The sequence below is a fragment of the Psychrobacter pacificensis genome (assembly GCF_900101915.1).
Taxonomy (GTDB): Bacteria; Pseudomonadota; Gammaproteobacteria; order Pseudomonadales; family Moraxellaceae; genus Psychrobacter; species Psychrobacter pacificensis.
This window is the reverse complement of the sequence record NZ_FNAL01000001.1, coordinates 55,857-77,640: the sequence shown is the minus strand read 5'-3', so window position 1 is coordinate 77,640 and position 21,784 is coordinate 55,857. Positions and strand designations below refer to the sequence as shown.

General features: G+C 45.2%; 24 protein-coding genes. 14 read left to right on the top strand and 10 right to left on the bottom strand.

Annotated elements, in window-relative coordinates; genetic code table 11:
• The first annotated feature begins 9 nt into the window (after positions 1-9).
• The 4 genes from BLR43_RS00360 (at position 10) to thiS (ending at position 2,330) form a co-directional block, all read left to right on the top strand.
• Positions 10-477, top strand: a complete 468-nt coding sequence (locus BLR43_RS00360; protein WP_093067385.1) for a sulfurtransferase TusA family protein — start codon at positions 10-12, stop codon at positions 475-477.
• 241 nt (positions 478-718) lie between these two features.
• Complete coding sequence (gene rpoH, locus BLR43_RS00355) at positions 719-1,582, top strand: RNA polymerase sigma factor RpoH (RefSeq protein WP_201587611.1); 864 nt, start codon at positions 719-721, stop codon at positions 1,580-1,582.
• A 24-nt stretch (positions 1,583-1,606) separates the two neighbouring features.
• On the top strand, positions 1,607-1,981 hold the full coding sequence (locus tag BLR43_RS00350) for a DUF423 domain-containing protein (RefSeq protein ID WP_071002422.1): 375 nt from the start codon (positions 1,607-1,609) through the stop codon (positions 1,979-1,981).
• 148 nt (positions 1,982-2,129) lie between these two features.
• Entirely contained in the window at positions 2,130-2,330 is a 201-nt protein-coding gene (gene thiS, locus BLR43_RS00345; RefSeq protein ID WP_058025626.1) for a sulfur carrier protein ThiS, read from the top strand.
• 227 nt (positions 2,331-2,557) lie between these two features.
• Here the strand turns inward: thiS and hpf are convergent, their stop codons facing one another.
• Together hpf and rpoN are read right to left on the bottom strand one after the other, a co-directional pair.
• A complete protein-coding gene (gene hpf / locus BLR43_RS00340; protein WP_071002423.1) occupies positions 2,558-2,938 on the bottom strand; it encodes a ribosome hibernation-promoting factor, HPF/YfiA family in 381 nt (126 codons plus the stop codon).
• Positions 2,939-3,380: 442 nt separating this feature from the next.
• On the bottom strand, positions 3,381-5,027 hold the full coding sequence (gene rpoN / locus BLR43_RS00335) for an RNA polymerase factor sigma-54 (RefSeq protein WP_093067378.1): 1,647 nt from the start codon (positions 5,025-5,027) through the stop codon (positions 3,381-3,383).
• A 298-nt stretch (positions 5,028-5,325) separates the two neighbouring features.
• Here rpoN and BLR43_RS00330 point away from each other — a divergent pair, with 298 nt between their 5' ends.
• Positions 5,326-6,225 carry a nitrilase-related carbon-nitrogen hydrolase gene (locus tag BLR43_RS00330; protein ID WP_093067373.1) on the top strand — a complete coding sequence of 300 codons (900 nt, stop codon included), beginning with the start codon at positions 5,326-5,328 and terminating at the stop codon, positions 6,223-6,225.
• 42 nt (positions 6,226-6,267) lie between these two features.
• Here the strand turns inward: BLR43_RS00330 and BLR43_RS00325 are convergent, their stop codons facing one another.
• The 4 genes from BLR43_RS00325 to lptM form a co-directional block, all read right to left on the bottom strand.
• Positions 6,268-7,293 (bottom strand): tyrosine recombinase XerC, encoded by a 1,026-nt coding sequence (locus BLR43_RS00325; protein WP_093067908.1) that lies wholly within the window; start codon positions 7,291-7,293, stop codon positions 6,268-6,270.
• Between the two features lie 46 nt (positions 7,294-7,339).
• Positions 7,340-8,227 (bottom strand): diaminopimelate epimerase, encoded by an 888-nt coding sequence (gene dapF, locus BLR43_RS00320; protein ID WP_093067369.1) that lies wholly within the window; start codon positions 8,225-8,227, stop codon positions 7,340-7,342.
• 213 nt (positions 8,228-8,440) lie between these two features.
• Positions 8,441-9,817 carry a diaminopimelate decarboxylase gene (lysA, locus tag BLR43_RS00315; RefSeq protein WP_093067366.1) on the bottom strand — a complete coding sequence of 459 codons (1,377 nt, stop codon included), beginning with the start codon at positions 9,815-9,817 and terminating at the stop codon, positions 8,441-8,443.
• Between the two features lie 46 nt (positions 9,818-9,863).
• Complete coding sequence (lptM, locus tag BLR43_RS00310) at positions 9,864-10,178, bottom strand: LPS translocon maturation chaperone LptM (protein WP_093067363.1); 315 nt, start codon at positions 10,176-10,178, stop codon at positions 9,864-9,866.
• A 714-nt stretch (positions 10,179-10,892) separates the two neighbouring features.
• Between lptM and BLR43_RS00300 the strand changes: the two genes are divergently transcribed.
• The 9 genes from BLR43_RS00300 (at position 10,893) to BLR43_RS00260 (ending at position 19,970) form a co-directional block, all read left to right on the top strand.
• Positions 10,893-12,125, top strand: coding sequence for an acetate/propionate family kinase (locus BLR43_RS00300; RefSeq protein WP_093067355.1), 1,233 nt, complete (start codon positions 10,893-10,895; stop codon positions 12,123-12,125).
• Between the two features lie 134 nt (positions 12,126-12,259).
• Complete coding sequence (pta, locus tag BLR43_RS00295; RefSeq protein WP_071002438.1) at positions 12,260-14,407, top strand: phosphate acetyltransferase; 2,148 nt, start codon at positions 12,260-12,262, stop codon at positions 14,405-14,407.
• A gap of 359 nt (positions 14,408-14,766) precedes the next feature.
• On the top strand, positions 14,767-15,687 hold the full coding sequence (locus BLR43_RS00290) for a nicotinate-nicotinamide nucleotide adenylyltransferase (protein ID WP_093067351.1): 921 nt from the start codon (positions 14,767-14,769) through the stop codon (positions 15,685-15,687).
• A gap of 131 nt (positions 15,688-15,818) precedes the next feature.
• Positions 15,819-16,232 carry a ribosome silencing factor gene (rsfS, locus tag BLR43_RS00285; protein WP_093067348.1) on the top strand — a complete coding sequence of 138 codons (414 nt, stop codon included), beginning with the start codon at positions 15,819-15,821 and terminating at the stop codon, positions 16,230-16,232.
• A gap of 210 nt (positions 16,233-16,442) precedes the next feature.
• Positions 16,443-17,192 (top strand): MOSC domain-containing protein, encoded by a 750-nt coding sequence (locus BLR43_RS00280; protein ID WP_093067344.1) that lies wholly within the window; start codon positions 16,443-16,445, stop codon positions 17,190-17,192.
• A gap of 98 nt (positions 17,193-17,290) precedes the next feature.
• Positions 17,291-18,166 carry an N-acetylmuramoyl-L-alanine amidase gene (locus BLR43_RS00275; RefSeq protein ID WP_093067341.1) on the top strand — a complete coding sequence of 292 codons (876 nt, stop codon included), beginning with the start codon at positions 17,291-17,293 and terminating at the stop codon, positions 18,164-18,166.
• 63 nt (positions 18,167-18,229) lie between these two features.
• A complete protein-coding gene (locus tag BLR43_RS00270; protein WP_093067338.1) occupies positions 18,230-18,976 on the top strand; it encodes a pyridoxine 5'-phosphate synthase in 747 nt (248 codons plus the stop codon).
• Positions 18,977-19,001: 25 nt separating this feature from the next.
• Positions 19,002-19,751: a type 1 glutamine amidotransferase gene (locus BLR43_RS00265; RefSeq protein ID WP_093067334.1), complete on the top strand. Its 750-nt coding sequence runs from the start codon at positions 19,002-19,004 to the stop codon at positions 19,749-19,751.
• Positions 19,752-19,766: 15 nt separating this feature from the next.
• Positions 19,767-19,970, top strand: coding sequence for a hypothetical protein (locus tag BLR43_RS00260; protein WP_093067330.1), 204 nt, complete (start codon positions 19,767-19,769; stop codon positions 19,968-19,970).
• A 201-nt stretch (positions 19,971-20,171) separates the two neighbouring features.
• On the opposite strand, the gene BLR43_RS00255 is transcribed toward BLR43_RS00260, so the two are convergent.
• The 4 genes from BLR43_RS00255 to BLR43_RS00240 all read right to left on the bottom strand — a co-directional run bounded on the left by BLR43_RS00255 (position 20,172) and on the right by BLR43_RS00240 (position 21,649).
• The gene (locus BLR43_RS00255) at positions 20,172-20,567 is read right to left on the bottom strand and encodes a hypothetical protein (protein ID WP_071002456.1); all 396 of its coding nucleotides are present in this window, start codon (positions 20,565-20,567) and stop codon (positions 20,172-20,174) included.
• Positions 20,568-20,726: 159 nt separating this feature from the next.
• Positions 20,727-20,864, bottom strand: coding sequence for a hypothetical protein (locus BLR43_RS13550; RefSeq protein WP_156770982.1), 138 nt, complete (start codon positions 20,862-20,864; stop codon positions 20,727-20,729).
• A 178-nt stretch (positions 20,865-21,042) separates the two neighbouring features.
• Positions 21,043-21,324 (bottom strand): NadS family protein, encoded by a 282-nt coding sequence (gene nadS, locus BLR43_RS00245; RefSeq protein WP_058024381.1) that lies wholly within the window; start codon positions 21,322-21,324, stop codon positions 21,043-21,045.
• Positions 21,314-21,649: a type II toxin-antitoxin system RelE/ParE family toxin gene (locus BLR43_RS00240; RefSeq protein ID WP_025643795.1), complete on the bottom strand. Its 336-nt coding sequence runs from the start codon at positions 21,647-21,649 to the stop codon at positions 21,314-21,316. The genes nadS and BLR43_RS00240 overlap by 11 nt, the downstream gene beginning before the upstream one ends.
• Positions 21,650-21,784 lie beyond the last annotated feature (135 nt).

The following is a 21,784-nucleotide window of genomic DNA, read 5'->3' as shown; positions in this document are numbered from 1 at the left end:
GTTTGTATTATGTCCGCTGATAGCCAATTACCCATCAAACGTGCATCACACTCTATTTACTTATCAGCGAGCTTATCCGATCCAGAACAGCAAGAGATCAATCATCTGTTAGACTTGTTGCCAGTAGAGAATGATGGCCTAGATGTTGGCACTGAGACGAAAATAGATGAAGAGCAACCTTTACTAAATGTCAAGCGTTTCGTCGACGGTCGCGGGCTTGCATGCCCAATGCCACTGCTGAAAACCAAGGTTGCGTTACGCGATGTAGCCTCTGGTGACTCATTATATGTGGTCGCGACGGATCCCAACTCACAAGCTGATATCACAGCGTTTTGTCGTCAGAGTCAGCAAACACAAACGAGCGACTACTTAGCGTTAATCGTCAACGAAGTTACTGATTTGTCAGGCAATAGCACATCATTGCAGCGTTTCGCTACAATATATCACTTCATCATTACCAAAACTGATAGCAACTAAACGCTGCTGTCCTTTACAATTACAACTATAGAGATTTTTATCTGACTGTTTGCTTAACTATTTAACCAAGGTCAAGAATATGGCTACTACTACTTCTGATGCTGCGAATGCGAATAAAAAAGACAGCACAGCTCCTATAAAAAACGATGCGCGCGATGCGGCACTAAAGGCAGCTGCACAGCGCCCACCTTATGATGCCAGTACATTAGGCAATACCAGTACGCGCGATTTGGTGCCAGCAATGCCAACCCATTTGGCAGCGCCGGGGGTTAATCTGGGCGCCTACATCAATACTGTGCATCAAATTCCGATCTTAACGCCTGTACAAGAGCAAGAACTTGCCCATCGCTATTATGATGAAGGTGATGTCGAAGCAGCACGTCTGCTGGTGATGTCGCATCTGCGTTTTGTCATTCATATTGCACGTAGCTACTCAGGTTATGGACTGCCACAAGCTGATTTAATCCAAGAAGGTAATCTTGGATTGATGAAGGCGGTCAAACGGTTTGATCCGAATAAAGGCGTGCGCTTGGTGTCTTTTGCCGTACATTGGATCAAAGCTGAAATTCACGAATTTGTCATCCGTAACTGGCGTATCGTAAAAGTCGCGACCACCAAAGCACATCGCAAGTTATTCTTTAATTTACGTAGTTTAAAGAAAACCAATAATCAGCTCACGCTAGAAGAAGCAGACGCGATTGCCAAAGATTTGAATGTCACGCGCAAGCAAGTGCTCGAGATGGAGTCGCGTCTGACCTCTTATGACGCCTCATTTGAAGCGCAATCCAGCGACGATGATGACGGTCGCTATGCACCGCAGCTGTTTTTGGAAGATGGCATTGACCCAGCTGAACAGCTAGAAGAAGAAGACTGGGAAGAAAATAACTCGTCTGCCCTCATCGCGGCTATGGGGACATTAGACGATCGCTCACGTGATATCGTCGAGCAGCGCTGGCTCTCTGAGCAAAAATCCACTTTGCACGAGCTGGCCGCGGTTTACTCTATATCCGCTGAACGTGTCCGTCAGATCGAAAAAAACGCGATGGACAAAATCCGCGATGCCATGACCATTGATAGCGTGATTTTACCTGATGATATTCAATAGCATCAAAAAAAGACGAGTGTTGTCATGTTAAATTGGATCGGTATTGCCGCGATTAATATGGCCATCGCTGTCGCTTTGGGTGCATTTGGTGCGCATGGTTTGAAGGGCGTCGTAAATGTGCAACAACTTGAATGGTGGCATACTGCGACGCTGTATTTGTTCATACATGCGCTGGGTCTATTAGTTGTGGGCTTACTGATACGCTTAAAATATACCACTCAAGCTACGGCTTGGTTATTGCAAACCGGTATTATTATATTTGCCGGTAGTCTATATGCCATGACGCTTGGAGCACCGCGCTGGTTTGGCGCGATTACGCCCATTGGCGGGGTTCTTATGATTGCAGGTTGGTTATGGCTTGCTATCTCTGCATTTCGACTTGAGAACTCAATGGATTAATCCATTCTACTCATACCTGCCGAAGATTGATTGATATTATGAGTATAGATACAAATAGTCGCCTATAAGATTCAAAGCACCTATATTGCGACTAATACTTATAGGACCGTTACTACAAGGAATCTCAAATTATTAAGGAGGATTTTATATGAGCACCATTAGTGTTAATGGTAAAAACTTACAAACCACTCATCAGACAGTGCAATTAGTCATCAATGAACTTGGACTCAGTCAAGGACGCTATGCCGTTGAAGTAGATGGTGAGCTAACACCAAAGAGTGAGCTGGCTCAATTGCGTATTGTAGAAGGTATGAATATAGAAGTCGTACAGGCTGTGGGCGGAGGCTAATTTTTATATTTCAGTCTGTCATTAGTTTTTATTAATTATGAACTCTTAACCGCATCATTAGAGACGTACTAAAAAAGACCTCAACGTGTCAAACGTTCGAGGTCTTTTTTCTTTTATAGATCACCAATGAATGAAATAGCTGTTTGTCAAATTTCTTATTTTTTAGCTCGTTCAGACGCTCTTGATGATCTGATTGCCCACTTAATCAACGTTATTCAAACCTATGATTAAGCTGCTGGCACTGCTTCAGCAGGCGTGGTGTCTTGATAGCGCTCATCACGCCCAGCACCCTGAGTCTTTTTGCGCTCTTGACGGGTCTTGTACTTACGTACTTGTCTATCAAGTTTGTCTGCCATCTCATTAATGGCTTTATACATATCATCTTCTAAGGCTTGGACAAACATTTCTTGACCTGAGACGCGCATAATTGCTTCAGCTTTATGACTTTTTTTACCGCCATCACTTGCGCCACTATTGTCTAACGATAATATCACTTTAATACTCTGTATCTGATCAAAGTGTCGCTCTACTTTTTCAAGCTTTTCACGAACTGCTGTGTCCATAGCTTCGGTAACACTGATATGGTGACCACTGATAGAAACATTCATATTATTGTCCTTGTATTTGTAACTTACATTCAACAGATGAAGTCGCATTCCTGCTCTTATCATCCTGCCTTACCAATAATCTATCTAATGCCTCTAGTAAGATTTCGACGTATCCTTTTATCGTCTCCTTTATTAGACTTCTTGCATAAGTCATCGTCAGCCCTTGTAACTCCGTCAGTTGAAGTCAATGAACTGGTACTTTTGCAAGAGATCTATTCATTACAAGTAAATACTATAGATTGGCACTTAGATTTCGTTGTTGGTATGACTCTAATTTGTCATGAAAGAGGGATAGTAGCAAGACGTTAAATTGTAATTAAGTGTAACAATAGCTGTTGTTTCCATCATGTTTCTATATAATCAAAAAATTTTATTTTTTATATCTTGCCACAGAAATATCAATGATTACTCAAAATTGTTGCAGATGGCTGTATTTAAACGATTAATACTTCTGTTTGCGCTGAGTAGATGAGCCAATATTCATGGCTTCACGATATTTGGCAACAGTTCTTCTGGCAATATCGATACCGTCTGCCAATAATTCTTTTTGAATACGGCTATCCGATAGCGGTTTTTTGGGATCTTCATCAGCGATGAGCTTTTTAATCATGGCACTGATGGCCGTTGATGAGATATCGCCATCCGAACTGCTGACGTGAGAAGAAAAAAAGTGCTTTAGTGAAAATAGTCCTTGCGGTGTCAAAATCGTCTTACTGGTCGTGAGACGTGAAACGGTGGACTCGTGTAGATTTACTTCTTCTGCGATTGCCTTTAGAATAAGTGGTTGCATGGCCGTTGCACCGTGCTGCAAAAACTCCTGCTGATAACGCACAATACTGGTTGCTACTTTTAATAGGTTTTGATTGCGCTCCTCAATACTGCGGATAAAGAGGCGCGCATCGGTGAGGTTTTCACGCAGATATTGGTTGTCCGGACTGTCATCACCGCGTTTGACTAAATTGGCATATTCTTGGTTTACTCGCAGCTTCGGCAAGGTGTCAGGATTGAGGCGTACATGCCAACCGTCTTCTAATGCCTCAGCATTGGCAGTGGCTTTACGACTCCTAATGGGTGTGACTAATACATCTGGAATGTCGTAACTGTCGGGCTGCTGGGTATAATCAGGCTGGTTGATCTGAAAGAGTAATCCGGGTGAAGGGTTTAAGGTGCGCAGTAAGTTAAGCGCAGGGGTGATGTTCTCAGGGGCAAGGCCTGTCCGTTCAGTAAGCGCTTTGATATTGTTACTCACCAAAAGCTCGCCGGCTGTTAGCAACGCTTTTGCTTCTTTGAGATATGCAGTATTGGCGTCTAGCTTGGATAACTGAATCGCTAGGCACTCACTCAAATGACGTGCGCCAACGCCAATCGGATCGCAAGATTGGATCATACGCAATACGGCCATGACCTCGTCGTACTCAACGCGTTCATCCCACTGATAAAAGTTGGCCATGGTATCAAAGCTCTGTAGCAGCTCATCGATATCAATTCGTATGAATCCCATGTCATCCATAGAGTCCATCAAATACTCTGCAATCAGGGTGTCCGCTTCTGATAGGCGCTTAAAGTTGAGCTGCCAACGTACGTGATCTTGGATAGTCGACGAAGTACCGCCCTGATAACTATCAAAATCCTCATCCGCTCTACTGCTACCAGAACCTGTGGAGGCAGAAGCATAGTTACCTGTATCAAAGCTGCTGGCATCGAAGCTATCCGTCTCAAAACTGCTATCACTATCCATCGCTCCATCATCAATACGAGATTGCTGCAGTTTCTCCCAGCTGTCAGTGCTATCGTCACCATAGTCTGTATGGTTATCAGATCCTGCGCTAGATGCGTCACTGCTGCTTTGGTTCCAGCTATCAAGTGTTAATGACTCGCTTAGCTCATCTGCTCTATCGTCACGGTTATTCTCGTACTCGTCATCATCCTCTTCGATACGTTCAAGCAGCGGATTACTATCCAGTTTGGCTTGAACCTCTTGTGCGAGCTCAAGACTAGAGAGCTGCAGCAATTTAATGGCTTGCTGCATTTGCGGTGTCAGTTTTTGTGAGGTGCTTAGCGTGCTCGCCAATCCGAATGACATACTCATGGGCGGCTTATTACACTCCAGTCTTGGTCATATTGTATTTATTTTGCCAATTAAGGCGATGATGTCACCTTAACAGGACATGACGATAGCATTTTTTATCACAATTTTGCTACGTTAATTTATATCCTATCCAGATACGATTGGTATGTTTGTGATACAAATTTAGCATGTTTGCCTTAATAACCAACCGATAACTATGAATGGTTTGTTCAGCGTCATCAACATTTTATAATAAAAAACGTCATAAAAAATTGTCATGAGCAGCCATCAAGACTTACCCGTCACGGAGAATATTGTCATGACTGACACAACAATGCCCTCTCAATTTAGCACAGCTGCCATTCAAATGAACAGCCAGCAAGACATCGATAGCAATTTAGCGAATATAAAAGCGGCGATCATTGATGCCAAATCGCAAGGTGCTGAACTCGTTGTCGTACCTGAAAACTGCTGTAGCATGGGTCAGCAGTTTGCGACTGCAGAGCGTTTTGACGCGCTATCAGCGACGATGGCAGAGTATGCCCGCACTCATAATATATATCTACTGGCAGGCTCACTGCCTTGCCCTTATCGGCCTGATGGCATGGTCGTTCCTGATGGTCGGCTGCGCCAAGTCAGTCAATTGTTTGCACCTGATGGTACGCGAGTGGCGCGCTACGATAAGATTCATCTGTTTACCGCGACCGTGGCCGACAAGCAAGGCAGCTACAATGAAGCGGCGACATTTGAGCCGGGCACGCAGACCGTGGTTGCGCCTCTTGAGTCAGAAGGCGCTGTCTATCAGTTGGGTATGATGGTCTGTTTTGATTTGCGCTTTCCTGCTCTAGCGCAGCGCTTACGTCAATCAGGTGCTGATATATTAAGTGCACCGTCTGCTTTTACTTATCTAACGGGACAGGCGCATTGGTCGCTATTGTTACAGGCACGTGCTTTGGACAGTCAGTGCATGGTGATCGGTGCAGCACAGGGCGGCGATCATGCATATAAAGATGGCAATACTCGCCAGACGTGGGGACATACTACCATTACTGCTTTTGATGGCAGCGTTATTGCGAGCCATGATAGCAGTGAGCTAAATCTGTCTACGACATCTGACATAGATAAAGGATACGCCATCGTCATGGCATCATTAGACAAGCAAGCTCAAGTGCAAGGTCGACAGAAATTACCTATCTTTGATTGTCATCGTTTGGCATAACTTAAGAAGTCCCGTAGATTGCTTAAACCGTAGATTACTCAATTAGGTAGGATTTTCATCATTTTGAGTGTGGGTGGCTCGTGGATGGGCGCGATCATAGACTTGTGTTAATTTGGCAAAATCAACGTGGGTGTAAATTTGCGTGGTACTGATATCGCTATGTCCTAACATCTCCTGCACGGCACGCAAGTCACCACTACCTGACAACATGTGTGAGGCAAAGCAATGACGCAGTAGATGTGGATACATGTTTTGCGCAATACCTGCGCGAGTCGCCGCAACTTTTAGACGCTGCTGTACTGCTCGCGTCGATAGTCTGGTGCCGAGTTTTTCGCTAATGAACAAGGCGCTGTCCATCTGTTCGACCCATAGATTGCGATGCGGTAGATAGCGTGTTATCGCCTCTGCTGCCTTTGCACCTAATGGTACTAAGCGGGTTTTATTACCCTTACCAGTGACTCGCACTCGTAAATCAGACAAGTCCACATCAGCCATATCGAGTGCGACCAACTCGCCAACACGTAGACCACTACTATAGAGCAGCTCAAACATGGCTTTATCACGCAACCACAAGCGCGCCTGCTCTGGCGTATCAGGGATTTGTTGATCGAGTAACTGCGTCAATAAATCCACATCAGCGATAGAGGGTAATGGTCTAGGGCTACGCTTGAGCTGATAGCCGGTCGTTGGATTGATACGCGCCAAATCCTCCTCTATGAGCCAACCATAAAAATGCCGAATCGCTGACAGCTCTTGCTGAACGCTAGCAAGCGCAAGCTTGTCTTCATCGAGACGCTGACTAATATGCTGAGCCAGTTGGCGCTTATCACAACGCGTCCACGTCAGACGCTTACCGCGTAAGAACAGTGCCAGTTGGTTTAAGCCAGCAAAATAAGCGGTCAGCGTATGCGGCGAGTGATTACGCACAGACAGCGTATTGAGCCAACGATGGACAGGTGCTAATAACGCTCGTAGCGCGGCATCTGACTCTATATTCGCCGCCAGCTCAGCTGATAGCCAAGGTGCCGTTTGCGTTGTCTGACCGTCTTGATGAGTGGACATAACCATATCAGAAGCACCCATGTTATTGATATCATTTTTCTAACGACAGATATCAGCCTTCAGAACTTGGCTTAATACCTGCTTGCGCCATCAAACCATCTGGACTAAAGACTCCTTCATAAACAAAAGCAGTCGGACCTGTCATCATAACTGAATAGCCAGGCTGCCACTTGATGATCAAGCTGCCACCATAGAGCTGCGCGCGCACTTCTTCGCCTTCATCGAGCCAGCCCTCTCTTATACCGACTGCAACTGCTGCACAGGCGCCCGTGCCGCAAGCTTGCGTCTCGCCCACGCCGCGCTCATACACACGCAGACGAATATGACGCTGGTTCATCACTTGCATAAAGCCCACGTTGACGCGATCTGGGAACGCTGGATGGGACTCAATGGCCTTGCCTAACGTCTCAACCTCAGCGTCAAGCACGTCATCAACTTTGATAACGGCATGTGGGTTGCCCATATTGGCGACATATAGCTGTACAGGTGTGCCATTGACATCGAGGTGATAAGTGTTTTGGATTTTGGTCGTGGCTCTTGGGCTAAAGGGAATCTCATTTGGCTCAAACTTGGGCTTACCCATATCAACCTCTACCCAACCAAACCGATCAGTGGTCAAAGAGATAATGCCGCTCGCCGTCTCAACCCGTAGCCGCTGCTTAAATGACAGTTTACGTGCTTGGACAAAACGGGCGAAACAGCGCGCACCATTGCCGCATTGCTCCACCTCGGTGCCATCGGTGTTAAAAATACGGTAACTAAAATCAACATCGGGGCGCATCGGTGGCTCGACCACAAGCAGTTGATCAAAGCCAATACCTAGGTGACGATCTCCCAATAACGCTACCAACTCCTTGCTCAAATCTAAGCGCTGGGTCACCAAATCGATAACCATAAAATCATTGCCCAGCCCATGCATTTTAGTAAATTCTATTAGCATATCTTTGATGTCCTATCCTATTTTTATGTATGGCTTATATTAGCACGCTGTCAGATACAATCATAATTATCACCGCTATCAAATACTAACTTATCGTTATACCTCAAACTCGATATACCCCATTCGAGTTTGCCATAAAAAACCCACCGTTATTATCACAGTGGGTTTTATTTATGATGCAAAAACAGTGTCAGTGTTGGCGGGTTGGCGGCTTTATTTATCCTGCCACAGTATTTCGTCAGCATACAATGCTTCAACCGTTTCACGTTTGCGGATGAGCTGATGGTTATTGCCTGATACCATCACTTCGCTGGCTCGCGGACGCGAGTTGTAATTACTACTCATAGTAAAGCCATAAGCCCCTGCGCCCGTCACTGCCAGGACAGCTCCTGCCTCTAATGACAGTAAGCGATCTTTTGCTAAAAAATCCCCTGTCTCACAAATCGCGCCAACGATGTCCCACGGCTTTGTACCATTTGTATCAATACCATCGCTCGGCAAGGTACTTGGAATCACGGCCATTTCAGCTTGATATAAAGCAGGACGAATCAAGTCATTCATCGCAGCATCGACAATCGCAAAGTTCTTATGCTCAGTCGGCTTAAGTACATCGACTTGCGTCAATAGCACACCAGCATTGGCAACAATACTACGACCCGGCTCAAAGAATACGGTCAAACCAAGCTCGCTCAGCTTTGGTAATAAAGCCTCGGCAAACTCATCGATAGACACGGGCGTCTCATCAATATAACGCACGCCTAGACCGCCACCCAAATCAATATGACGCAGCTCAATACCATGATCGCGCAGGCTATGTATCAGCTCAATGACTTTATCTAGTGCGGCGACAAACGGCGCGACTTCCGTCAACTGCGAGCCAATGTGACAATCAATACCAACGATATCAATATGCGATAAATCCGCCGCTTGCTGATAGACCGCTAAGGCGTCTTCGTGGGTAATACCAAACTTGTTGTCTTTAAGACCTGTTGAGATATACGGATGCGTCTTGGCATCGACATTTGGATTGACGCGTAATGAGATTGGCGCACGTTTATTCAGTGCTGCCGCTACCTCGTTGATCAAGGTCAGCTCACTGATCGACTCGACGTTAAAGCAGCCAATACCTTGGGTCAGTGCGTATTCGATATCGCCGTAAGTTTTGCCAACACCTGAGAAGACAACGCGCGACGCTGCGCCACCTGCAGCCAGTACGCGCACCAGCTCACCACGAGAGACGATGTCAAACCCCGCACCTGCCTGCGCAAGCATTCCAAGCACCGCAAGATTCGAGTTTGCTTTTACCGCGTAGCATACCTGATGATCGAGACTGGTAAAGCTATCGGTATAGGCTTGATAAACATCCAGTATCGCCTGCTTTGAGTAGACATAGCATGGCGTACCATATTGTTTTGCCAACTCATCAACACTAACCTGCTCCATATGTAGCGCGTCGTCGCGATAGCTTAGCGCGGGCAGATGAGCGCTCAACGCTTTAGGATCAACATATAGACCGTGCTCAGTTTGAATAGTGACAGATTCGCCAGTAGCAACATCGGTTACGTCAGCAGGTAGTTCAGAATGACTCATATAAACATCTCTAATATAATCAGGGTATCAAGGGTAAGAATAAACATTAATAATCGTTAGGATCTGTACTCGGCTCGGGCAGTATTTGCTGTTCATCTAGATAGTCATTTTTTTGATAGGTATCATCATTAATACCAGCAAAAGCGGCATCTTGTGGATGGCTCGTACTATTTAGTACAGATGGGCTACCCTCTACCGTTTGGCTAGTAGACTCTGGCAAGTACAAAGCGCCTTTTTGCCCGCAGCCTGACAACCCTACCATCATCGCATTGCCAATAACTAAAGTAATAATGGCGCGGCGACTGGCAAGTCTCCATAAGGCGATATGCCCAGTTTCTGATGAGCGAAGTATAGTAGACATAGAGTGGATCACCTGTGAGCGTGTAGCGGTGTAAGTGCGATTAAAAATCGTAATAAATAAAGAGCGAAAAAGGCAGCCCAAAAATGGCCAATATCAAAGTTTTAATCATAGCATTATGACACAAAGCTATACGCATACTGAACAGCATTGGCCAATAAATTTGGCTCATAGTGGGGATTGGTTTGATGCTTTCATCATAATTTACTGACGGTATCGCTTGATAATTTGCGCATAGAAACATGTCTGATAGGAATTTGGACAATATTTCTTACAATTTTTGATATTCATAAGGCAGCTCTACAACAGCCAATAATCAATGGCTAAAGTACCTAGGAGCCACTGGCTATAACAGATGTACCAATATTTTAAACGCTTGATAGACACCAATTTTAAACCTTACCGTTATCGCTACGAAAATATGTTACATTATACCGCGGCCTTACGGCTATGCTGAGGCTCAGGCCTACGATTCAGCGGTACTGCTATATAGTAATAAGATACAACCATCAGCCTCAGTATGACTAAGATCGATCATATACTTGTTTGATAGATCAGCATGGATATGGCTAATTTTGTGTTAAATACGATCAATCTATCATCACCTTAATATGAGAACGATGCGATGTCAGTGTCGTTTTTATCATAGTAATCTGACGATATGATGATTTTCGACCTACAAAAACCCACCTATAAAAACCAATCTAAGGATAGAGTATGAGCGCCAGCCTAACCACCACTTTTGATGATAAGAACTCTGAAACATCAACCCTGACCAGCCCAACCTTGGTTTTAAACTGCGGCTCGTCTTCCATCAAATACGCGTTGATTAGTGATGACAACTCTACTCGTATCACCGGTCTTGCCGAAAACCTAGGTCTCGATACCGCCCGTATTAAGCACACGACCTTAAACGGTGAAAAACTTGAAATCTCTATTCCTGGTGGTCGCCATAAGCTGGCGCTACAAAAAATCCTTGAGCTACTAGAGCAGTACCACTTCATCGCCGTTGGACACCGCGTGGTACATGGTGGCCGCGAATACTCCAAAGCCGTTCGCGTTGATGAGCATGCGTTAGAAGAAGTGAAGCGTCTCAAAATATTAGCTCCGCTACACAACCCTGCAAATGCACTGGGTATCGAAGCGGTTCAGGCGATCTATCCTGATATGCCGCAAGTGGTGGTGTTTGACACCGCTTTTCACCAAACCATGCCGCCCGTTGCTTTTCGCTATGCGCTACCAAAATATCTATACGAAGAACATAAAATCCGTCGCTATGGCTTCCATGGCACATCACATGCTTACGTCTCAGAACGCACCAGCCAAATCACTGAGATAAAAGGGCCACATGGCTGGCTAACAGCACATCTAGGCAATGGTTGCTCAGCCGCCGCAGTATACGATGGCAAAAGTCTCGATACCAGCATGGGTCTGACCCCACTTGAGGGCCTTATGATGGGTACGCGTAGTGGCGATGTGGATCCTAGCTTGCACATGCACCTGAAGCGTCAGCTCGGTATGAGCTTAGAAGAGACCGACAAAATGCTTAATAATGACAGCGGTCTACTTGGTATCTCAGGACTTTCTAACGACTTGCGTACCATCGAGCAAGCAGCCAGTGAAGGTCACGAAGATGCCAAGCTCGCTATCGAGATGTTTTGCTATCGTGCTGGTAAATATCTGGCCAGCCTTAGCTGTGCGCTACCAGAGTTTACCGGTATTGTCTTTACTGGCGGTATCGGTGAGAACTCCGACATTACACGTACCAAAATCCTGGCAGTGATGCGTCATTTCGGTATCAAAATAGATGCTGACAAAAATGCCAGTTTGGTTCGTGGTAAAGAAGGCAGCTTCCACGCAGATGACAGCAGTATCGAGTTATGGGTCGTCCCAACTGATGAAGAGTGCCGTATTGCTCAAGAGACTCGTCAGGCATTGAATTTAATATAAGCGTGAGCGTGTTTGATACGCCATATCTATATAATTAACATTTGCTATAAGGCTATGGCGTACATACTCAGCACATTGCTCATTCTGGCAAGGATGAATTGAACTTAATAATAAAATAAACCGTAGGATACACTATGCAGACCATTTTACTTGTTCCCATTAGCCGCGGTATCGGTGTGACATCAGCCGCGCTTGGACTGATTCGCGCCTTTGATTATAACGGTATCAAAGCGGGCTTTATGAAGCCGTTTTTGCAAGACGATACCCTAGATAAGCAGCACAGCTTAGACAGCTCAAGCGCATTGACCATGCATGCCTTTGGTCTAAAGCCGCCCAAATCGATCAGTCGTCAGCACGTCGAGCGGATGTTGGGCGATGGCAACCTTGATGATTTGATGGAAGAAGTGATTGCCAATTATCACACAATAGATGATGGCCCTGACGTCATCATCTGTGAAGGTCTGGTGCCGACCACTGAGACCTCTTACGCTTCACAAATCAACCGCGCCCTCGCCCATGCTTTAGATGCCAAGATCATATTTGTTGGTGCCGCTGATATCAGTCAACCAGCGGCGTTGGCGGACAAGCTTGATGTGCATGCGCGCGAGTTCGGCGGTGTCATGGATGCGCGTACGCTTGGCGTGATATTGATGCGGGTACAAGACGTGCCTAATACCTTTGAAAATCAACCAGTCGCTCCGGGTGAGGCGGTCGTCAGCTTAGATCCAACCTTTTTGCAAGAAGTGCAGCGTCTATCGCCTTCGTTCAATACCGACGCGTTTCGCCTCATCGGTGTCGTTCCCTTTAGCGATTCGTTGTCTGTACCGCGCACTTGGGACATTGCCACCGAGCTTGATGCCACTTGGCTTAACGTTGGTGAAGCAAAAACACGTCGTATCAATCGCATCAGTCTAACGGCGCGCTCAGTCGCTCGTGTCAATCAAGTGTTCAAACGTGGTACGTTGATGGTGGTCCCTGGTGACCGCGATGACTTGCTACTGGCCGCAGGATTGGCCTGTATCAATGGCATTCCGCTGGCAGGATTGGTCTTGACAGGTGGTATCCTACCAAGCGAGACCGTAACGGAGCTGTGGCAGTCGGCGCTCAAAACGGGCATCCCTATCATGAGCGTCGAGAGTGACAGCTATCAAACGGTACAGAGCCTTGTCCATATGAGCTCAGAGATTCCAAGTGATGACACCGATCGCGCTGAAGAAGTGGCGCGTTACGTAGCAGCGCATTTGGATTTGAGCTGGATTAAAGAATACTTTAGCCGTAATCATGAACCGCGCTTGTCCCCATCGGCGTTTCGCCATCAGTTGGTCAAAAAATCACAGCACGCTAAAAAACGTATCGTATTGCCAGAAGGTTCTGAACCACGTACCGTCGAAGCGGCCTGTATCTGTCAGAGCCGCGGTATCGCTGATTGCGTACTGCTCGCAAAACGCAGCGATGTCGAACAAGTCGCCAAAAATCGCGATTTGACGTTGCCAGAAGGTCTAGAAATCATCGACCCTGATACCCTTGATATGAGCAAATATATCGCTGCTGTCGTTGAGCGCCGTAAAGGCAAGACTGGCGCAGACGTCGCCGCTGAATATCTAAAAGATACGGTGTATCTTGGCACCATCATGCTACAGCTAGATGAGGTCGACGGTCTGGTTTCAGGTGCGATTCATACCACTGCCAATACCGTACGCCCAGCATTTCAATTAATCAAAACCGCGCCGCAGTACTCGCTCGTATCGTCCGTGTTCTTTATGCTGTTGCCTGAGCAAGTGGTTGTCTATGGTGACTGTGCGATCAATCCTGATCCGAATGCTGAAGAGTTGGCAGAAATTGCCATTCAATCGGCACAGTCTGCTGCTGCCTTTGGTATCGATCCAAAAGTCGCGATGATCAGCTATTCTACGGGCTCATCAGGCGCAGGCGCGGATGTCGAAAAAGTCGCTCGTGCCACCCAAATCGTCCGTGAGCGTGCGCCGAACCTCAAAGTCGACGGCCCACTACAATATGATGCCGCCTCGGTCATGAGTGTGGGCAAACAAAAAGCGCCTGACTCTCCTGTCGCAGGTCAAGCCAACGTCTTTATTTTCCCTGATCTCAATACTGGTAACACCACGTATAAAGCGGTGCAGCGTAGCGCCAATGTCATCAGCGTTGGACCGATGCTGCAAGGTTTGAATAAGCCAGTCAATGACTTATCGCGTGGCGCACTCGTTGATGATATCGTCTATACCATCGCGCTAACTGCTATCCAAGCGTATAGCGATTTGATTTAATCGCTATACGATTTGCCAATCAAAGTCCGTTATACCACCGACTATCATCATGATGGTCGGTTTTTTATTGGTGCTGTGGTGGTATAGTCAAAGTATCTCAAAAACGATACGGTACTGCCAATATCAATTTTTGCAGCCTCTGTCTGCGCAAGCACAGTAAGCAAAAAAATTGATTTAACAGTGCATAATGTAGCGGTATTAATTTTCACTGACTATAGGTGGTGATAGATAGTGATGACAGATACTCGCCCGCCCTCTACAATAGCGCTATGATTCAGTTAATATAAAAAGGTTAGCTAATAAAAGAATGAGAGGTACCAAAAACAGCGTGCACCTCATTCTTTTATTTGCATTTATTTATGCCAAATACGAGCAATAACTCTCACGAAAAGATCTCTGCCCCTGCCATCCGTGCCTATCTTGGCGGCTCGTTTGATCCGGTACATAATGGTCACCTAGAAGTGGCTCTACACGCCTATCAGGACTTGTTGCCAATCGCAAAGCAGCAAAACCGCCCCTTGCACGTTTCATTATTACCCAATGCGCGCTCGCCATTTAAAACGCAGAGCACTGACCCTAAACACCGCTTAGCCATGCTAAAGCTGGCAGTACAAGACACACCGATACAAGTCAATGAGCTTGAGCTATGGCAAGCGCCGCCTGTCTATACAATCGACACTGTACGCGCACTCAGACAACAGTACCCTTATGACTGTTTAATATTTATCATGGGTATGGACAGCGCGCGCAGTTTGGATAAATGGAAAGACGGGTTAGGACTCACTGATTATGTCAATCTGTGGATCTTTAATCGTGAGGATAGCGATCATATTAATGGTAGAGTTTCTGACAGGGCGACATCATTTGAAAACCCTATATCGACCTCGCAATATCTAGCAACCTTGCAATCGCAACTGCCGCTACCTTTACAATCACATGTAACCGACTCACCGATTGAGCTATTCACTCCAATTGCTCGATGCTTGGTAGATAGCTTAGAAACAGATAGCACTGACTTGAAAAGCGCTATGAAAGGACACATTTATATAGATACGCGACCGATCACTGCCGTATCAAGCACGCAAATACGCGAACAACTACACATATTGGCGACTAAAACAAATAAAATGCCCGTCACTGACAGGCAAATCGCATCTATCGCACCAATAAATGATATTATGAGCAATACTCACCCCAATTCATTAGCTAAATGGCTCAATCCTGCCGTTTATCACTATATTATCGCCCATCAGCTATATTCTGCTGCTCAATTCCGTTAAAATCGCCTTATCTATGTCATTTTGCCTATCCTGTCTCTATACGTGACTGACGACATATGATCAGTCGAATCAGACAAATTGACGTTTTACCCCTTTATTTTTAATAGTTACGATTGAAGAGATTAAAATTTATGATCAACACCATGACCGAAGAACGCTTAACCGTGTGCTTGAACCTTATACAAAGCGCGCTAGATGATATGAAAGCAAAGAACATCACTGTAATGAATGTAGAAGACTTAACTGACGTCACCGAGCGTATCGTCATCGCTGATGGTACCTCAAAACGTCATGTACGCGCTATGGCGGATAGCGTCGGCGCTGAAGCCAAACAAGCGGGCTTTATGCCGCTTGGCCGCGAAGGCGGTATCGACTCTGACTGGACACTGATTGACTTGGGCGCGGTTGTCGTTCATATCATGACCCCGCAAGCGCGTGAGTTCTATGACTTAGAAGGCCTATGGTCATCACCGGATCAGTTGGCTGAGCTGGTCGCCACACCGCGTGAAAAGAAAACCGCTGGTCGTCGCAACAAGAACAAATAAGATTATTGGGTACAATAATCGCGTCATACTAAAAGCATAAGACCAAAAGACCAGAATCGTTATTCTGGTCTTTTTTTGTGCCGATATTTAGACATATCTGTCATGATAAACAGCCATTAGAATGGATAATTGTCGGATAGATTGCTATCATCCTTACCACTATTGCTGCGCAAATTTTGTCCTGCGCTCGCCTACTATTAAGGATTGCCCATGTCTGCTACTCACCGCTCAAACCCTGAGATTAACCTACCCTTGCATGTGGCAAACTTAGTATGTGTCCGCGCGGGCAAAGCCATGCCGTTCACTCGTGAAGAAATGAGCGCCATTGATAAAGCGCCCATTACAGCACCCGTCGCCGTCAATTTTATGGGATTGACCACTGACGAGCAAGCCGACCGCAAACATCATGGCGGCCCACTCAAAGCGGTGCATCAACTGCCAACGGCCACTTATGAAAAAATCAATACTGAGTTTGATCTAAAAGTACGTGTCGGTACGCTCGGAGAAAACCTCACCACTGAAGCCGTTGATGGCTTGCCTGAGATGGATGAGTCTAACGTCTGTATTGGCGACGTTTATCAGTATGGTGGGCAGTATGGCGACGACAAAATAAACGGTGAAGATAGCGTACAACTGTGCATCGTGCAGCCGCGCCGCCCGTGCTACAAAATCAACGACCAAATCGGCCAATTTACCAAAGTGCCCAATATTGCAGCATGGGTCAGCAAGCAAGGTATCTCAGGCTGGTATTTTCAAGTGGTGCGTGATGGCACAATTGACGCGGACTTACCTGTCTATTTGGTAGAGCGTCCCTATCCGTTTGCTACGTTAGAGGCGCTATGGCAACTGGCTAATTCAAAAGAAAAGTTTGACGCTGAGGTGATTGAGCCGTGGCTCGCGATTGAGTGTTTGGAGGCGAGTTGGAAAAAGGTGTTGGCAAAAAAAATTAAAAGAGGCTGAATACAATCAGCAAAATCTCTAGACATCATCTGATAATAATAGGTGCTTAAAATATAAGTGGACAGCGACATATACCCTTTATCTACACAGAGCATTTCATGGTAAAAAACATCTTCTTAGCACTTGGCTTAACTCTGCCTTTAATTGGCTGCGTGACCACAGCGCCGCAAGTAGCAACGACCAAAAATTATAGCGTCGACAGCGATACCTATCAATCGACTGGCAAAAGCCAGCGTATCAAAACCATTGTCCTACACTACACAGTCTCAGATAATGAGCGCTCAATCAAAACATTGACCACGGGTAATGTGAGCGCGCATTACTTAATCTTGGACAAGAACGATGATAAAATCTATAACCTCGTGCCAGAGTCTGAGCGCGCGTGGCATGCAGGCGAAGGTGGCTTTACAGGTCGAACCATCCTCAATGATACGTCTATTGGCATCGAAATCGTCAATGCAGGAATCAAGCCTGAATATCGAGACGCGCTAAAGAATGGCGATATGGATTATCATCCTTATGAGCATTATGTGGCGTTTGATGAATTGCAGATTAAAAAGGTCGCACAACTGGTGCAAGATATCGCTAGACGTTATGACATCTCACCCAAAAACATCATCGGTCATGCAGATATGGCACCCTCGCGCAAGATCGACCCCGGTGCAAAATTCCCGTGGGAGCGACTGTACAGCGAGTACGGTATTGGCGCTTGGTATGATGAAGTCGATAAGCAATATTTTATGCAGCAAGTTCAGCTAGCTACCCCAACGATACGGGAGGTCAAGCAGGCCTTTCGTGATTATGGCTATCAGATGAATACTACAGATGTGTGGGATAAAGAGAGCCGCGATGTCATCTATGCCTTTCAGTTGCATTTCCGGCCGCTAAAGCCAACAGGCATTATGGATATCGAGACCTATGCTATCCTAAAAGCACTCAATAAAAAGTATGCGGGACGTGACGATTTTTACTAGCCTGAGTGATCAACTATTAATCACGGACACTCAAACCATAACAATAACGAAAAAGGACATCTTATGAGCACCCTATTTAGCGTCAATTTAAACAAACTCGCCTTAATCCGCAACTCGCGTGGCACCGACTACCCTAATCTATTGTACTTTGTAAAAAAGCTGATTGATCTAGGAGTTAAAGGCTTTACCGTGCACCCACGGCCCGATGAGCGTCATATCCGCTATCAAGATGTTTATGATATCAGTGAGTATCTCAAAGATTATCAAGATATCGAATTTAATATCGAAGGCAATCCGAATGAACAATTTTTAAAACTCATTCGCGAGGTCAAACCGCATCAATGTACCCTCGTGCCCGACAGCGAAGACCAACTGACCTCCGATCATGGCTTTGATATTATCAAATATAGCGACATGCTGTCCAAACTCAGCCATGAGCTTGAAGGCTTTGGCACACGCTGCGCCGTATTTATCGACCCTGATATCGAGCAAATAAAAGCCGTCATCGACAGCGATGTGCAAACGATAGAGATGTATACCGAAGAATGGGCGCGCGCCTACAATAATGGTAAGAACGATGACAATATTGATTTCGATGAGGTCAAGCAACGCTTTAGCGATTGTATTACCCTCGCCAGTGATAACGGCATTCGCGTCAATGCTGGTCATGATTTGAATTTAGACAATTTAGCCGATTTGCTAAGCCTTGGTGATATCGCGGAGGTGTCGATTGGTCATGCCTTTACTATTGAATCGCTAGAGCAAGGCATGGATAACGTCGTGCGTCAGTATTTGCAGATTTGTAGATAGAACGTTTTGATAAAAGAGGTACGTTATGAGCTTACGTATTCACGCGCTGTTTCATACCGATTATGCGGATCTAAGCTTTATCAAACAGTGGGCGCGCGCGCATAACCATCCGATCACCGTTAGTCGCTCCTACGATAACGACAACCTGCCAACGCTGGATAGCTTTGATTGGCTCATCGTGATGGGTGGGCCAATGAGCGTTCATGATGAGGATAAATATTCTTGGCTTATTAAAGAAAAGCGGCTGATAAAACAAGCTGTTGATGCCGGTAAAACAGTCATTGGCATTTGCTTAGGCGCGCAAATCATCGCGCATTGTTTGGGCGCTGAGGTGAAACCGTCTGCAGTCAAAGAGATTGGCTGGTTACCGATGCAATTGACCGAAGCAGGTCAAGCGCATCCATTATTACAAGATCTACCCAAAGACTTTACGGTGTTTCACTGGCACGGCGAAGGTTTTGACTGTCCCAAAGGCGCAAGCATTATTGCTGAGACACAGGCTTGGGCAAATCAAGGCTTTATCTATCAAACGCCAGAACATAAAGCGCGTGGCACTTGGGTACTCGCTTGGCAATGTCACTTTGAAGTCACCAAAGAGAGCTTACCGAAGATGGTATCCAATGGTAATGCGGCTATTCAAAGTGGACTGAAAGACTATCCCGAAACGGTACAAGCACCGGATGAGATATTAGCGCTAGGCGATAAATATATCGAAGAAAATAACGCCAGACTTGCCACTATGTTTAATCAAATAGCATCGTCAGCAAATAAATAGTATAAGGAGTCAGTCATGAGTCATTCACAGCAAGATGAACAACAAAAACTTGAAGCGTATCTAGAAGCCAAGGCTAAAGAAGAGCAGGAAAATCAGCAACAACAAGAAAGTGAATCGCTGTCTGAATATGAGGCTTGTGTGCTTAGGGAGAGTGCTCGGGTAAAGGAGTTGATTGCTGAGGCTCAGAGAAAGGGTAGAGAGCTGTCAGAAGATAGATAATCATATAACATAATGCTTTGAATCAAAACTCTGATTGAAGCATATTTATTCAACATAAATCAACTTTTCTTCATACCCATAATAACCCATTGTAGTTAATAAATTATACGACTAACTATCTGTTCGAGCTACTTTAGTATCACTTATTTCTCAAAAATCTTCATGTAATCTATAATAGCTCTGGTCAAACTCTTCTATAGATTAGCCTAATCCTGCTGATGTATCAAAAGAATAAGGTGTTATTTCGTCTTTTATAATGATTGCTGGTTTGTCGAAAGCTAGACGTAATCCTAGCTCAAACATGACATTTGGATTTCTACCGCTTATATCGCAAACTATCATCGGATTATCATATAAGTTCTGAACAATACGTTTGTGAATAACGCCTATATCATCCGCATCACTCACCAATCTAGCTTCAAAATTAGCTTCTTTAATAGCAGATTCTATTATCCTTTTGACATCTTTCCAATGAGATTCAGGATAGCCTTCCATACTTGCAATAGGCATTACAATGCCACATTTTTTCGGTAAATTATCATCTGATTTTTCGTGTGGCTTGTTTTCGACTTTATTCGGTTCAGATTGGTTGTCCATTCTAATCTCCAAAGAAAACAATGAGTTCGTGGGGTGCGTCCAGCGCACCAATAATACTAAAATTAAAGTTTAGACTAATTTATCATAAAACGGTCATTCAGGAGCGCGTTTTAGCCCCGACTGTAGCGGTAACCTGCTGGTTTGGGCGAGTTGTGATGGCTAGGTTTTGGGGTGTCGACGCGAAGCAAGCGACGACCCAAACCGTAGCCAACGCCACGCCCAGACTGGCAGATACAAGCGGAAGGCGGGAAATAGCTCCCAATAGAACCAAAACCCAAACACAAAAAAGGTGAGCATTACGCCCACCTTTTCATTCTAAAAAACAGTTATCTACAATAATATTCTAAACCAACTTAGCCTATCTAAACCAAGCACAAGCGTTACGGAACATACGCATCCATGCGTCATCGCTTTCACACACATCCATAATCCCACCGAGTGCGTGACCAAGATAAGATTGACTGTTTTTGATCAATTAAGCTTCGGTAATTAACTCAGGCTTTTTATTCAATAAGCGCATTAATGTGACGGCAGCCCCTGTTGGGTTTCTAGTACCTTGCTCCCAATTTTGTAAGGTACGCGAACTGATATTAAGTTTATCGGCAAACTGCTGTTGCGATAGCCCTGTCTTAGTTCTTATTTCCTTAATACTAGGCACGTCATGGGTAAACTGGCGGCTAGGCTGAGCCTGTCCTTTAGCAATCGCCAATGCTTGATTTAGTGATGTAGATAAATCATCGTAAAATTCATTGCTCATGGCTATACACCTCTTTAATTTGTTGAGTCAGTTTGTATAAACCAGACTTCTCTTCGCTTGATAGAGAGGCTTGTTTATTCTTAGGATAAGCGAGCAGCATAAAAAATATGCCTTGACTATTCACAAAATAATAGATAATCCGAATACCGCCACTCTTACCTTGGTTAAGTGCCCATCTGGTTTTTCGAACGCCCCCTGTACCTTGAATCAAATCACCTTGTTCTGGATTATTGATTAGATTTTCCTGTAGCTCTTTATAAGCTTCATCATCTAATAGTTTCAGTACTTGCTTAGTAAATATTGGCGTTTCGATGAAATGTAACATTCAATATCCTTTATCTTTATCTCTTATTATATACGTCATTGAAGTACTTATCTATATGTTTTTTTCTGGATCTAATTAAGCTAAATATCATAAACACAAAAAAGGTGAGCTTTACGCCCACCTTTTTTTATTACC